The sequence below is a fragment of the Haladaptatus halobius genome, from assembly GCF_020618475.1.
Taxonomy (GTDB): domain Archaea; phylum Halobacteriota; class Halobacteria; order Halobacteriales; family Haladaptataceae; genus Haladaptatus; species Haladaptatus halobius.
Window position 1 is genome coordinate 1,960,077 of sequence record NZ_CP085335.1, and the last position, 12,849, is coordinate 1,972,925.

The 12,849-nt window shown below is 63.9% G+C and carries 13 protein-coding genes and 1 pseudogene; 5 read left to right on the forward strand and 9 right to left on the reverse strand.

Annotated elements, in window-relative coordinates:
* Positions 1 to 35: 35 nt before the first annotated feature.
* Positions 36 to 200 carry a DUF7838 family putative zinc beta-ribbon protein gene (locus LIW51_RS11325; protein ID WP_227374238.1) on the forward strand — a complete coding sequence of 55 codons (165 nt, stop codon included), beginning with the start codon at positions 36 to 38 and terminating at the stop codon, positions 198 to 200.
* A 90-nt stretch (positions 201 to 290) separates the two neighbouring features.
* On the opposite strand, the pseudogene LIW51_RS11330 reads toward LIW51_RS11325, so the two are convergent.
* The 6 genes and pseudogenes from LIW51_RS11330 to LIW51_RS11355 all read right to left on the reverse strand — a co-directional run bounded on the left by LIW51_RS11330 (position 291) and on the right by LIW51_RS11355 (position 6,442).
* A pseudogene (locus tag LIW51_RS11330) lies at positions 291 to 1,772 on the reverse strand (PQQ-dependent sugar dehydrogenase).
* A gap of 67 nt (positions 1,773 to 1,839) precedes the next feature.
* Entirely contained in the window at positions 1,840 to 3,261 is a 1,422-nt protein-coding gene (gcvPB, locus tag LIW51_RS11335) for an aminomethyl-transferring glycine dehydrogenase subunit GcvPB (protein WP_227374239.1), read from the reverse strand.
* 100 nt (positions 3,262 to 3,361) lie between these two features.
* A complete protein-coding gene (gene gcvPA, locus LIW51_RS11340) occupies positions 3,362 to 4,750 on the reverse strand; it encodes an aminomethyl-transferring glycine dehydrogenase subunit GcvPA (RefSeq protein WP_227374240.1) in 1,389 nt (462 codons plus the stop codon).
* Entirely contained in the window at positions 4,747 to 5,130 is a 384-nt protein-coding gene (gene gcvH / locus LIW51_RS11345) for a glycine cleavage system protein GcvH (RefSeq protein ID WP_227374241.1), read from the reverse strand. Before gcvH ends, gcvPA begins: the two co-directional genes overlap by 4 nt.
* A complete protein-coding gene (gene gcvT / locus LIW51_RS11350; RefSeq protein WP_227374242.1) occupies positions 5,127 to 6,224 on the reverse strand; it encodes a glycine cleavage system aminomethyltransferase GcvT in 1,098 nt (365 codons plus the stop codon). The genes gcvH and gcvT overlap by 4 nt, the downstream gene beginning before the upstream one ends.
* Positions 6,225 to 6,274: 50 nt before the next feature.
* A complete protein-coding gene (locus LIW51_RS11355; protein WP_227374243.1) occupies positions 6,275 to 6,442 on the reverse strand; it encodes a hypothetical protein in 168 nt (55 codons plus the stop codon).
* A gap of 65 nt (positions 6,443 to 6,507) precedes the next feature.
* On the opposite strand from LIW51_RS11355, the gene LIW51_RS11360 reads away from it, so the two are divergent.
* Positions 6,508 to 6,960, forward strand: coding sequence for a hypothetical protein (locus LIW51_RS11360; RefSeq protein ID WP_227374244.1), 453 nt, complete (start codon positions 6,508 to 6,510; stop codon positions 6,958 to 6,960).
* On the opposite strand, the gene LIW51_RS11365 is transcribed toward LIW51_RS11360, so the two are convergent.
* From LIW51_RS11365 to LIW51_RS11375, 3 genes are all read right to left on the reverse strand, one after another.
* Positions 6,957 to 7,130 (reverse strand): hypothetical protein, encoded by a 174-nt coding sequence (locus LIW51_RS11365; RefSeq protein ID WP_227374245.1) that lies wholly within the window; start codon positions 7,128 to 7,130, stop codon positions 6,957 to 6,959. The genes LIW51_RS11360 and LIW51_RS11365 overlap by 4 nt on opposite strands.
* A gap of 77 nt (positions 7,131 to 7,207) precedes the next feature.
* Positions 7,208 to 8,905, reverse strand: coding sequence for a Na+/H+ antiporter (locus LIW51_RS11370; protein WP_227374246.1), 1,698 nt, complete (start codon positions 8,903 to 8,905; stop codon positions 7,208 to 7,210).
* A gap of 130 nt (positions 8,906 to 9,035) precedes the next feature.
* Positions 9,036 to 10,607: a S8 family serine peptidase gene (locus tag LIW51_RS11375; RefSeq protein WP_227374247.1), complete on the reverse strand. Its 1,572-nt coding sequence runs from the start codon at positions 10,605 to 10,607 to the stop codon at positions 9,036 to 9,038.
* A 216-nt stretch (positions 10,608 to 10,823) separates the two neighbouring features.
* Here LIW51_RS11375 and LIW51_RS11380 point away from each other — a divergent pair, with 216 nt between their 5' ends.
* From LIW51_RS11380 to LIW51_RS11390, 3 genes are read left to right on the forward strand one after another with little or no spacing between them, the layout of a single operon-like run.
* On the forward strand, positions 10,824 to 11,285 hold the full coding sequence (locus LIW51_RS11380; protein ID WP_227374248.1) for an NYN domain-containing protein: 462 nt from the start codon (positions 10,824 to 10,826) through the stop codon (positions 11,283 to 11,285).
* Positions 11,286 to 11,317: 32 nt separating this feature from the next.
* Entirely contained in the window at positions 11,318 to 12,184 is an 867-nt protein-coding gene (locus LIW51_RS11385; protein WP_227374249.1) for a TatD family hydrolase, read from the forward strand.
* A 49-nt stretch (positions 12,185 to 12,233) separates the two neighbouring features.
* On the forward strand, positions 12,234 to 12,815 hold the full coding sequence (locus LIW51_RS11390; protein WP_227374250.1) for a DUF2150 family protein: 582 nt from the start codon (positions 12,234 to 12,236) through the stop codon (positions 12,813 to 12,815).
* Positions 12,816 to 12,849 lie beyond the last annotated feature (34 nt).

Here is a 12,849-nt window from a genome sequence, read left to right on the forward strand (position 1 = left end):
AGTATCTTGAAATTCGTCAGCCCTAGAGTGAGAGTATGAGCCTCGAAATCGAACACCACTGTCCTCAATGCGGGGGCAGAGAGACGTTCTGGCGCAGCGCGAGCACGAATCTCCATCTCGGCCTGAAGACGAAGTGGCGCTGTTCCGAGTGCGACTACGGACTGGTTCGCATCGACGGCGAGATCAACTCCGCGGCGTAACTGCGATTCTTCGCTTTTCTGGATTCTCAACCGCCAGTGACGACGTTCGGCGGTGCTTCGCACCTGAAGGACAAATCGAATCACGGTATATCAAATCTGTCTCGTGATCTCACTGGTCGTCTCGGTCGGCGTGGCGATACGGTCACACTCCGCCGGTGGGACAAACTTGTAGACCGCACCACTGCTCGCCACACTGTTCGATTCACTGGTCAAAACGTACAGTTCGCCGTCGGGGTCACGACCGAACGCCAGCACGTAGCGGTCGATTTCTCCGTCTTCGCTCCCCTCAACGACCAGTTCTCGCACCGGCCACCGCTCGTCGTTAGCGTTCGGTCTGTTGGCGAAAAACAGTCTACCGCGTGGGGAGCGAAACGACCGACTCCAATCGCCGAAGACGTAACTTCCGTCGAGTTCCGAAATCGCAGTCCCTTCGTAAAAGTGCCCGCCGATGACGGCGTGGCCGACCGACCGTCCTTGACTGGAGTGCGGACACTCGATCACGGGGTCTATCAGCGGTCGGCCGTCGTGGGGTGCTCGACTGGGTGCTCGGTTCGGACACCGTTTCGGGGTGCGTTTCGGTGCCCCCGCGTCGAAGCAGCGCGTTCCTTCCCTGACGTTCCAGCCGTAGTTGCCGCCTTTCCGAACCAGATTCACCTCCTCGAACCGCAACTGACCGACATCGGCGACAAACAGGTCGTCGCCCGAGAACGAGAGCCGCCACGGATTGCGAAACCCCCACGCCCACAGTTCGTCCAGTCCGTCCCCGCCGACGAGCGGATTCTCGTCCGGAACGGCGTACGGTTTACCGCCCTCGTAGGCATCTACGTCGATTCGAAGGATGCTCCCCAGTAGATTCTGGGTCACGTCCTGTCCGTTGCCACCCTCGTTGCGGGAGTATCAGTCGACGGCGTGACCGCGCCCGGTGTCCCTCGCACCGCCGCCGTCGCCGAACGGGACGTAGAGGTAACCGTCCGGGCCGAACTCGACGTCCCCTGCGTTGTGGTTCGCCTGCGGTTCGGGAATCTCCAGAATCGTCCGCTCGGAGTCGGGGTCTGCCGCGAGCAGATCCTCGTTCGCCCGGAACTCGGAGAGCACGGCGGTGTGGTCGAAGTTCCGCGGCGTCGACGCTCGCGGCGGCGCGCTGTATCGAACATAGAATCTGCGATTCATCCGAAATTCGGGATGGAGCGCGAGTCCGAGCAGTCCCCGTTCGTCGGGCGAATCCACACGCATCTTCAACTTATCGCGCACGTCGAGAAACGGTTCACGTGCCACGCCCGCGGACGTGAGAACGTGGATGCGCCCGGTCTGGTCGACGATGTAGTGCCGATTTTCGACGTCGGATGCGGTTTCGAACGCGACCGGTTGTTGGAGCGGTTCGTCCGCCACCCTCCGCAGGCCGACGCGGCCACCCTCCGGTATCACCGGCGGTGGAGCACCCGCCTCGCTACGACTGAAAGCGGTCGAGCCGAAAAGCGCGGTCGTACCTGTCACCGACGCGCGCAGGAACGCCCGTCGAGAAACCCCCTTCGGTGAGTCCGTCGTTCGTCGCATGATTTTCCCCACGCACATTCCACGGAGCGATGGAAAAGGATTCGGCGGTGACCGTCGGTTGGGTGAAGGAACGAATCGAACGGGACTACTCGGACAGCGCCTGCCACGAGAGCCGCAGGTTGCGCGCGGCGCTCGCTTGGTCGATGCGCCGCGCCGTCGTCCGTTGGGGAGCGGCTTCCAGCGTCTCGTCGTCCTCGGTCGCCACCGCGTTGAACGCCTCGGCGAGTTGGTCGAGGGTCTCGCAGTTCTCTATCTCGGTCGGTTCCGTCATCAACGCCTCCGAGACGATCTCGGGCCACTTCGTCGTCGGCGGGTGGACGCCGTAATCGAGCATCCGCTTCGCCACGTCCGCGGCGTCCTGGTCGCCCGCGCTGGCGACGAACTCGTGGTGGAACGGTCCGTGCGGCACGTCGTACTCGATCTGCGAGGCGAGGTAGTTCGCGTTGAGCACGGCCTTCGCGCTGGCGTCCGATAGCCCCTCGTCGCCGAGGCGAGCGATGTAGGCGTAGGCCTTGACCAGTACGAGCCAGTTCCCCGCGAACCCGTGCACCTTTCCGATGGTTCGCTCGGGGTCGAATCGCTCATAGGTGCCGTTCATCTTCTTCACGCGCGGCGCGGGCAGGAACTCGGCCAGTTTCTCGGCCACGCCGACCGGTCCCGCGCCGGGACCGCCGCCGCCGTGGGGCGTGGCGAACGTCTTGTGGACGTTGTAGTGCATGATGTCGAAGCCCATGTCGCCGGGGCGGGCGCGTCCGAGCAGGGCGTTCAGGTTCGCGCCGTCGTAGTAGAGCAGGCCGCCGGCCTCGTGGACGATTTCGGCGATTCGCTCGATATCGCGCTCGAACAGTCCAAGGGTGTTCGGGTTCGTGAGCATGAACAGCGCGGTGGTCTCGCCGACCGCGGCGTCGAGCGCTTCGAGGTCGACGCGTCCGTCCTCCGCGCTCGGGAGTTCGACCACGTCGTACCCGCCGAGCGCCGCGCTGGCGGGATTGGTGCCGTGGGCGCTGTCGGGGACGATGATCTCGGTTCGCCGGTCGCCCTCGCCGTTCGCTTCGTGGAACGCTTTGGCGACGAGGATACCCGTGAACTCGCCCGCCGCGCCCGCAGGGGGTTGGAGACTGACCGCGTCCATCCCGCCGATTCGGGCGAGGTAGTCCTGCAAGCCGTACATGAGTTCGAGCGTCCCTTGTACGGATTCTTCGGGGCGGTCGGGATGGATGCTCGCGCCGGGGAGCGCGGCCACGTCCTCGGTGAACTTCGGGTTGTACTTCATCGTACAGGACCCGAGGGGGTAGGGGCCGCTGTCGATGCCGTAGTTCATCTGGCTGAGTCGCGTGTAGTGGCGCGCGAGTTCCGGTTCCGAGAGGTCGGGCAGTTCGAGCGAGTCGCGGGTCAACTCGTCGGGGAGCGACGAGTTGACCGCGATCTCCTTCCCGTCTTTCTCCGAGAGGAGCGGTTCGTACAGGTGCTCGTCCTCGCGCTCCCACTTCGCTTGGGTATATTTCACGCGAACCACCTCGTGAGCGTGAAGCTCGAAAGATGTGTCTTTCGGTGTCTCCGTGAGCGGAGCAAGCGGATGCTCGAAGCGACTTCGTCGCTTCGGTGTTTCATCGCGCCACCTCCGCGAACATCGTGACCAATTCGTCGGCCATGTGCTCGTTCACGTCGGTCACGCAGACCTGCACCTCGTGCTCGCCGACCTCGTGTACAGCAAAGCCGCGTTCCTCCAAGTCCGCGACGATGGGCGGCGCGGGCTGGTCGGTGTGGGCGACGAACTCCCGGAAGTGGTGGCGGTCATGAACCGGCGCCTGCACCCCGCTGATATCGTCCAGTCGCTCCGCGAGGTCGCGGGCGCGCGTGACGCAGTTTTCGGCCAACTCGACCAGTCCGGACGAGCCGAGATACGCGACGTGCATCGCGGTGCGCAGTGCGACCCATGCCTGATTCGTGCAGATGTTGCTCGTCGCGCGCTCGCGGCGGATGTGCTGTTCGCGGGTCTGGAGCGTGAGGGTGAACGCGCGATTTCCGCCCGCTTCGGCGGCGTCGCCGCCTTCGCCTCGTCGCGCCGTCGGCGCAACGCTCTCTTCGCTCACACCGACGAGTCTACCGGGCACCTGCCGGACGAACTCCTCGCGCGTGGCGAACAGTCCGAGACCCATCCCGTAGCTCGCGGGTAGGCCGAGCGTCGCGGCGTCGCCGACGACCACGTCCGCACCCACCGAAGCGGGTTCCTGCAACAGCGACAGCGCGACCGGGTCGGAGCCGAGACAGAACAGCGCGTCGTTGCCGTGGGCGAGCTCGCCGATTTCGGCGAGGTTCTCCTCGATGGTGCCCCGTGTCGTCGGGTTCTCGGCGTACACCATCGCCACGTCGTCGTCCATCGCATCTTCGAGGGCCGCCACGTCCACGTTCGCGTCGTCGGTCGCGTACTCGTCCACGACGAGTCCCGGCCCGTCGACGTAGTTCTCGAGGACGCTCTTTCGCTCGGACAACAGGATGTCCGGAACGAGTATCCGATTTCCGCTCGTCTTCCGGACGCGGGCGGCCAGCAACGCCGCCTCCGCCAGCGCCGTCGCGTGGTCGTACATCGAGGCGTTGGCGATTTCGAGGCCGGTCAACTCGACCAGCATCGATTGGTACTCGAACAGGGCTTGCAAGAACCCCTGCGTGACCTCAGGCTGGTACTGCGTGTACGAGGTCAGAAACTCCGACCGATCCGCGAGGTGGTCGACCAACGACGGGACGTAGTGGCTGTAGTGGCCCCGTCCGAGAAACTCCGTCAGGCTCCGGTTCTTGCCGAGGGTTCGCTGTAGCTCGCGGCGGGTCGCCTGCTCCGACCGCTTCTCGATGCCGAACTCGCCGTCGAACCGAACCGACTCGGGGATGTCGAAGAGGTCTTCGACGCTCTCGACTCCCACGGCGTCTAACATCGCGCGCGTCTCGTCCGTCGTGTGCGGGGCGTACGGACTTCCCGCACTCGCGTCTCCTCCGCTCATTCGATCTGGTCGCGGTACTCCTCAGCGGACAGTAGGTCGTCTCCGGCGCCCTCGTCGGAGAGCTCGACTTCGAGCATCCACCCGTCGCCGAACGGGTCGTCGTTGACGAGTTCGGGCGTGCTCTCCAGTTCGTCGTTGACCGCCGAGACGGTGCCCGAAACTGGCGAGTAGAGGTCGGAAACCGCTTTGATGCTCTCGACCACGCCGAACTCGTCGCCTCGTTCTAGTTCGTCGCCCTCGTCGGGGAGTTCGACGAAGACGATGTCGCCCAGTTCGTCCTGCGCGAAGTCGGTGATGCCGATTCGGCCAGTTCCGTCGGTCACTTCGACCCACTCGTGCGATTCAAGGTACTTCCGGTTCTCGGGTACTTCGAAGCTCATTGTTTGTCTTTCAGAAATGGTGTGCTCTCAATCTTTGCTTTCTTGGACTGACCTCGCACCATCACGCGGATGACGGTGCCGGGGTCAGCGTAGTCGGTCGGCACGTAGCCCAGTCCGATGGGTTCGCCGAGCGTGGGACTCATCGTCCCGCTGGTGACTGTCCCGATGATGGTGTCGTTAGTGTTGGTGATGTCGTATCCGTGGCGCGGCACGCCACGGTCGACGAGTCGGAAGCCGACGAACGTCTCTTCGACGCCCTCCTCCTTCACTCGTTCGAGGGCGTCGCGCCCGACGAACTCCGTGTCGAGTTTCACAGTGAACCCGACTTTCGCCTCGTAGGGGTTTCGCGGGTCGTTCTCGTGGTCGAAATCCTGCCCCGACAGGAGAAACCCCATCTCGGTGCGGAGCGTGTCGCGCGCGCCGAGACCGCAGGGTTGGCAGTCGAGGGCGTCCCAGACGGTCTCCGCGTCGTTCCACGGGACGATTAGTTCGAACCCGTCCTCACCCGTGTACCCTGTGCGCGCGACCCAGCACCGAACGCCCGAGACGGTGACGTACCTCGCCTCGAACTTCGAGATGTCGGTAACGGAGTCGTCCGCCGCGGCGGCCACGGCGTCGGCCGCCTCCGGCCCCTGTACCGCGTACATGGCGTAATCGTCGGTGGCGTTCCGGATCTCCGCGTCGAGTTCCGACTCGTTCCGGAACCGCTTCCAGCGGTCGTGCATCTGCTCGTCGTGACCCGCGTTCGGGACGAACAGGTAGTCCGCCTCGTCGTCCTCGGGGAGGCGATAGACGACGGTGTCGTCGATGATGGAGCCGTCTTCGTCGGTTATCATCGAGTACTGGGAGTCGCCCGGTTCGAGTCGGGTCACGTCGTTCGTCGTCAGTCGTTGCATGAGCTGTTCGGCGTCCGGCCCGCCGACTTCGATCTCTCCCATGTGGGACACGTCGAAGATGCCGACGGACTCCCGAACGCTCCGGTGCTCTTCTTTTATCGAATCGAACTCGACGGGCATGTCCCACCCACCGAACTCGGTGAACGTCGCGCCCCGCTCGTCGTGTCGGTCGCGCAACGGCGGTTTCCGAAGGGGCATACCTGACCCGTCGGAGCGAGGGAAGTAATGCTTTGTTTTCTCTCGCGGAGTCAGGCCGGTTCGACGACGATCTGTCCGTCGCGCTTCTTGAACACGAGTCGGTCGCCCTCTTCGACCTCTTCGCCCGCTTCGGCGAACTCTTCGCGCACGGCTTTGATGAGGCTGATTCGCCAGCGTTGGGTGACGGTCGTCGTGCCGAGGATTTGCTCGGAAGGCATCTATCCCCCACCATTGGAATCGGTACTGTTATGGATTCTTAGCTATTTCGACTCTATAGTCACAAATGACTATTTCGACGGCGGAGTTCGCACAGGAGTTACACGACCGCGGCGCGGAAAGCGTTCTCGTTCGCGGTCGCCCGGCACCTGCCAGTTCCATCGACGACGTCGTAACGTTCGACGCAGGCACCGTTGCGGCGTGTCACGGCGATTACTGGCACCTTCCGGTGTACGTCACGACGTCGACGGCGGACGGGCGAACGCGGCGTCGGTTCGGGACGACGACGTTCGCCGACGCTATCGACTACGCGGAGCATCTGCTCCGCGAGCACACACCCGACGGAGTGTGGCTTCGACACCACGCGCGGCTCGTCGACTGTCTCTGTCCCGCCACGGTCGGCATGCTCGAAGCTCGCCTGGCGCGAACGGCGAGGGCGGTCGACGCGACGCTGGTGACGTGGACGGGCGCGACGACTCCGGCGGACGACGCGAGCTACGACTACGTAGTCGATTCCTAAACGCGCGCGAGCAGGTCGCTCGGTTCGACGGCCACGTCGGTGCTCTCACAGCGAGGACACTGGACTGCGAGCGACCAGTCGAGCGGCGTGGTGTCCCTTTCCGTAACGCGGGCGGCGATGTCGACGAGCAGGACGAACGAGTCGGTGTGTCCGCAGTTCTGGCAAGTCATGGGTGTTCAGACCGACTGGTGCGTTCGCGTCGTCGGTCACCACGGATTGGTTCCGGTTCGGTATTTGAACGTTCGGGTCAGTCGTCCCCGGCGGAGCGGTCGAGACCGTACTCGTCGAGGCGCATGCGCCAGAACTCCTCGTATCCCTCCTTCTCGGGGTCGCTGCGGACGGTGCTCTCGCCCGCGTCCACTCGGTCGAGTTTGAGGTCGACCTCCTCCAGCAGTCGCTCGCCCACGTCGTCGCTGACGACGCCCGAACGCATCGCGCTCATGATGGCGCTCTTTTCCTGTTTCAGGACGCGGCGCTCGCCGACGAGGAGTTCCTCCCTGCGCAGCTTGGGGTTCTCGCGGAGGATGCGAGAGATCGCCGCGTTCAAGTCGTCTTTCTCCTGCTCGTACTCGCCGCGGAAATCGTCGTACACGTCGCCCGGGAGGTCACCGCGGTTGTACAGTCGTTCCGCGGCGTCGAGGGCGGAGTCCACCGCCCGCGCGCGCCCGAGGAGGAGTTCGTACAGTTCCTCCGTCTCCGTGCGCGTGACGACGCCGAGGCGGTCAAGTAGGTTCTCCATCGTCAACCCTTGAACGACGAGGCTGAAGGCGGCGACGCCGAACACCATCGCTCGCAGTTCCGTGACGTGCGGGAAACCCTCGTCGCCGTCGGGCAAACCGAGCACGAGTGCGATGGGAATCGAAGCGTGCAGGCCGCCCCACACCATCACGTGCTGGTAGGAGAACGGCACGGTTCGGTTGCTGAACCGGTTGACGGCGCCCGTGATCGGATAGACGACGAGCGCGCGGACGGCCAGCACGAGTACGATGGCGATGGCGATGAGCTGCCAGTTGTCGAGCATCTGCGCGATGGGCGTCTTCGCGCCGATGAGCACGAAGATGAGCGTGTTGACGAGGAACGCGCCGGTCTCCCACGTGTTGAACACGGATATCTTCGTCTGCGGGCTCATCGCGTACTCCGCGCCCTGATTACCGATGAACAACCCCGCAGTGACGGTGGCGATGACGCCGCTGACGTGGAGGTAGTGTTCGGCGAGCAGGAAACTCCCGTACGCGAGGATGAGCGTGAGCACTATCTCGGTCATGTGCTCGTCCAAATTTATCATGACGCGGTAGACGACGTACCCCGCGGCGAGCCCAACGAGCAGGCCGCCCAGACTGGCGACAACGATTTCGACGCCCGCGTCCGCGATGGTCTGTAGCGATATGAGTTCGGAGAGCGGAGTGCTCTGCGATTCGTTCACCAACACGAACAGCGTCGAAAAGATGACGACGCCGACGCCGTCGTTGATCAGGCTCTCACCTTCGACCATCACCGAGAGACGGTCGGGTGCGCCGAGTTCCTCGAACAGCGCCAGCACCGAGACGGGGTCGGTCGGGAGGATCATCGCGGCGAACAGCGTGGCGATGAGGAGCGGAAAGCCGAAGGCGTAGTGGCCGAGCCAACCGAGGACGAGTATCGAGACGATGAGTCCGGGGACGGCGAGCGCCAAGATGGGGACGATATTCTCGCGGAAGCGTTCAAAGTTGGTCGTGGCCGCGCCCTCGAACAGGAGCGGCGGTAGAAGCACGAGCAGGATGAGGTCGTGCGAGAGTTGGATGTCGATCTGGATGTGGAGGATGGAGACGGCGAGCCCCGCGAGGAGGAGGGCGATGGTGTACGGAAACCGCCCTATCTTGGCGACGAAGACACCAACTCCCCCGGCGATGATGAAGACGGCGAGCAGGTCGATGAGTCCGGCCGTGATTCCCGTCGGTGCAGCCATGGACGACGGTTCGTCTTGGCGACGGATAAACCCGTATAGTTCGGGTCGGTTTTCGGGGCGAGAATCGATGGAAGCGTCGCCACTAGTCGGCGTCGAACGAGAGAGGATGGGGACCAATCGAATGGGGGAACTACTGGTACTCCGTGATGGTCAGGTCGTAGCTACCCGACCCGCTGTAGGAGTCCACGTCGATCTGCAGCTTCGTCGAGGTGTCGGGGCTGTCGATGGTGATCGACTCCTGACTGTTCGTGCTCGTCGAAGCGTAATCGTAGTTGTTCGGAGTCGCGTTGGTCGTCGTCCCCTCGTTGATGTAGAGGTCGAAGTCGGCGTCGCTCGGGCCGGCGAGTTCGACGACGATCTGACTCGGACTGCTGTACTCCCACGACCACGTGTAATCGTCGTAGTCCGCGTAGCTCGACAGCGAGCCGCTGACCGTCTCGGTCGTGGAGTCGCCGCCGCCTCCGCCGCCACCGCCGCTACCGGGCTCCGTCGTGACCGCGGCGTAGGCGTCGACCTGACCGCTCCCCTGCTTGTCCGAGGGGAGGCCGATATCCTCCGCCGTACTCTTGAGGTGGCTCCGCAGTTCGGAGTTGGTGAGGCTACTCCACTTGGCGAGCGTCAGACCGGCCACTCCGGAGGTGACGGGCGTCGCCATCGAGGTGCCCGAGAGCTTCTCGTAGGAGCCGCGGGTTTCGGTGGTGGTCGAGAGCACGTCGACGCCGGGCGCACAGAGTTCGACGCTGCTCCCGTATTGGGAGAACGACGCGAGCTGCTCGTTGCTGTCCACCGCGGAGACCGCCACACATTCGCTGTAGGCTGCCGGGTAGGAGACGCTACTGCTGCCGTTGTTACCCGCGGCGCAGATGACGAGACTGCCGTTGCTCTGCGCGTACGAGACGGCGTTCTTCATCGTGCTCGTGTAACCGCCGCCGCCCAGGGACATGTTGATGATGTCCGCGCCTTGGTCGGTCGCCCACTCGACGGCGTCGGCGATGTCGGACGTGGAACCGCTGCCGCCCTCGTCGAGCGCGCGACCGTTGATGAGCGAGGAGTTACCCTGCCCCGCGACGCCGGTACCGTTGTCGACGACCGCCGCGGCACAGCCGGAGACGTGCGTCGCGTGGTGCTCGTCCTGCGGCGCGTCCGGATACGGATCGCTGTCGTCGTCCGCGAAGTCCTTGCCGGGGTTGGACTTGTAGTTGGCCGCGAGGTCGGGGTGGTCGTACTGCGCACCCGTGTCGACCACGGCGATAGTGACGTTCGAGGAGCCGAGCGTCGTGTCCCACGCTTTATCGGATTTGACCTGCTGGGGTGCGTACTGACTACCGAACTGCGGGTCGTTCGGCGCCAGTTGCGTCGTGTGCGTCGCGTTCTTCTCGGCGTACTTGATGCCGTCTTTCTTCGTGATAGCGCTGATGGAGTTCTCGCGGGCAGTCTCGTTGCCGGTGAACCTGACCGCGACGTAGCGCAGGTTCTCGTTCTTGTGAACGACTTCGGCGTTGCCGGGAACGTGCTGGGCGACCTTCCGCTCAATGTCGCCTTTACCGGCCGAAACGCCGACCAGTACTTCGTCCTCTTTCGGGCCGGGGTTTCGGCCGGGAGTCGCTGCCGTGACGCCGCCGAGCGCCCCCGCAGCACCGGCAGCACCGGTCGCTTTCAGGAATGTACGTCGATCGAACCGAGATGTGTTGTCGTCTGCCATGTAGCGAGTTAACCCACCGTTTATACGTATATAAATTTTATTTATTCTCTAATGAAATACGTAGGAGAGTAAGAATGGATAAAAATAAATTTCCAAAATTCCAATCTGTTGATCCAAGGTGCGAGGGAGAACCGGCGGCGACCGAATCGAGGCGAGCGTCCGAAGGGAGCGGGAGAAATCGCCACGGCTATGTTCCGGTGTCGGTTAGTCCGCTCCATGACCGGCGGCTTGCGGTCGTTGCTCGGCGGCGACCGCGACGAAGGCGACCGAACCGTCGCGCTGTTCGTCGACGGCCCGAACGTGCTCCGCGACGAGTTCGACGTCGATCTGGACGACATACGCGCGGCGGGCGTCCGCCTCGGCCAACTCGTCGTCTCCCGTCTCTACCTCGACGAACACGCCACACCGGGATTGATTCAGGCGGCGGAAGCGCGCGGATTCGAGGTGGTCGTTACGAGTGGTGACGTCGACGTGAAACTCGCCATCGACGCGACCGAACTCGCATTGGACGACCGCGTGGACGTGCTCGCCATCTCGTCTCGGGATACAGATTTCAAGCCCGTGCTCGAAAAGGCGGCGCGAAACGGCGTCCGGACGGTCGCCATCGCACCCGGCGAGTACGGGCGTTCGGACGCGCTCCGGAATGCGGCCCACGAATCGTTCGTCATCGAAGAGTAGGCGTTTTTTCCTCTGAACGCGATGGGTCGAACATGGACGACCTCGGCACGCCGGTGCTCGACGACCACCTCCACCTCGACTCGGAGCACGGACGCGGAATCGAAGCGGTCAGGGACTTCGCGCGGAGCGGCGGCACCCACCTGCTCGTCGTCAACAAACCCTCGTGGTTGCTCGGCGTCGAAGCCGAATCCGGCGACGATTTCCGCGCGGTGTTCGACACGACCGTCGATATCGTAGAGCGCGCGAACGCGATCTTGCCGGGGCGCGCGTGGGCCGTCCTCGGCGTCCACCCCGGACTCGTCTCGAAACTAGTGGACGACCGCGGGTACTCGCCCGCGGGCGCGCGAGACTTGATGCAGGCGGGGATCGAAGTCGCGGCGGAGTACGTCGCGGAGGACTCCGGCGCGGAGGGTGACCTCGCCGTCGCCCTGAAATCGGGACGCCCCCACTACGACGTGTCCGACGAGGTGTGTGACGCTTCGAACGCCGTCCTCCGACGCGCGCTGGAACTGGGCGCTGACGTGGGCTGTGCCGTCCAACTGCACACCGAAGCGACCAACGACCTCACGGAGGTTGCCGAGTGGGCCGAAGACTCCGGACTCCCACCTGAGCGCGTCGTGAAACACTACGCGGGCGGCGAACTGACGGGCGTGACGCCGAGCGTGATGAGTGAAAAAGACAGGCTTGAAGTCGCCGCCGAGCGCGGGGAGCCATTTCTGATGGAGACCGATTTCGTCGACGACCCAGACCGGCCCGGTGCGGTGTTGGGGCCGAAGACGGTTCCGCGCCGGGTCAAATGGATGCGAGAACGAGGGTACGACGAGGCGATTCGAACGGCTCACGTATCGACGCCAGAACGAGTGTACGGCCTGAATATTCGAGAAACGCTGTCCAGATGACCGCGGGCCGAAGGAAAGGCCTATTTATCGTGCTATGCACGACAGAGATATGAGCGCACCCCCAGAGGAGTTCTACTCGGAAGAACGCTGGCAGAACTGGTTGGACAGAATCAGGGACGAGGACATCGACCCTGAGAACGAGGACTCGGCACGCCTGCTCCTCAATCTACAGGACGACGTGGCTATCGCCGTCGCCAAAATCGTCACCGCGTACGACGACGGCGACATCGACGAGGAGTCGGCACTCTCCGAACTCGCCGACATCCGCGAGACGGTTCTCGACGAGGTCGAGTTCGAGGACGAAGAGAAGGGGATGCTCATCGACGGCGTTCAGACGAGTCTCCTCTGCGTGTTCTACGCCTCCGAAGAGTACGTCGCCCGCGGCCCCGCGGAGGACGCGAGCGTCGAAGAGTACGTTCTCGAAGCGTCGAAAGCCGAGGATGCGGAGGACTTGGATTCGGCGCTCGGGCTCGTCGCGGCGGGCGGAACGCGTATCATCGCGGGCGACGAACTCGACATGTCGGTGACCGAGGAACTCGAGTACGGGCTGGTCACGGAGTGGGTGAACGGTCTCGATAGCCTCCAGAGCGCGATGAGCGACCCCGAGGTCGTCGAGGAAGACGACGAGTAAGCGAGTACGGAGGTTTTTGTTCTCGACCTGTTTT